Origin of the sequence: Paenibacillus roseus, from assembly GCF_016424485.1 — a bacterium.
In the GTDB taxonomy this organism is placed as follows: domain Bacteria; phylum Bacillota; class Bacilli; order Paenibacillales; family Paenibacillaceae; genus Paenibacillus_D; species Paenibacillus_D roseus.
This window is the reverse complement of record NZ_JAELUP010000099.1, coordinates 1-639: the sequence shown is the minus strand read 5'-3', so window position 1 is coordinate 639 and position 639 is coordinate 1. Positions and strand designations below refer to the sequence as shown.

Genomic DNA, 639 nt, shown 5'->3' with positions numbered 1-639 from the left:
TTTCTTCACTCGTGCCATGGGCAGTACCGGTCAATCAGGCCAGCGCGGCAGTAGTAGAAGGAACTTCAAATGCTGTCGTCAACAACGTCTACAGTGAAATGCTGGTCAAGGCCAAAGGATATTATGACATCACCAAGGCGAAAGTACTGAGTAATTATTTGGACACACTGGCCTTCCGGAACGCGTGGGGAGGAGACTTCACCGGGTACACATTGCCGCCGGAGTTTGCCAGCGACTACATAAACAATCAAGCCGGCGGCTACGGAGACCGCATCCTCGGCCTATTGGCCGTAGGCGGCAATCCCTACGAGACGAGTACGAGACAAAACCTTGTCAAGGATCTCGTCCAATACCAGATGCCAAGCGGCAGTTTTAATACAAGCAATCTTGCCGTTCATTCATGGGCGGTTATCGGATTGAATGAGGCGAGTGCCGCGGAGTATTATAACAAAAGCTTGCCTGCCCCTGCCAAGTTATACGATAAGACAGCGGCAATCAACCATATTATCAGCAAACAAAATGCTGCCAACGGTTCGATCGGCGGCACGCTTTCAAGTACGGCGACCGCTCTGATTGCATTAGCCGGAGCCAAAGAAATTGACGGTGTCGATGCCGCCATTCAAAAGGCGGTAGCCTATG

1 protein-coding gene is annotated in these 639 nt (G+C 51.5%); it reads left to right on the top strand.

The genetic code is table 11. The annotated features are described in order from the left end of the window. Positions 1 to 639, top strand: a 639-nt coding sequence (locus tag JFN88_RS26350) for a hypothetical protein (RefSeq protein WP_199020494.1), incomplete at both ends; no start/stop codon positions are given.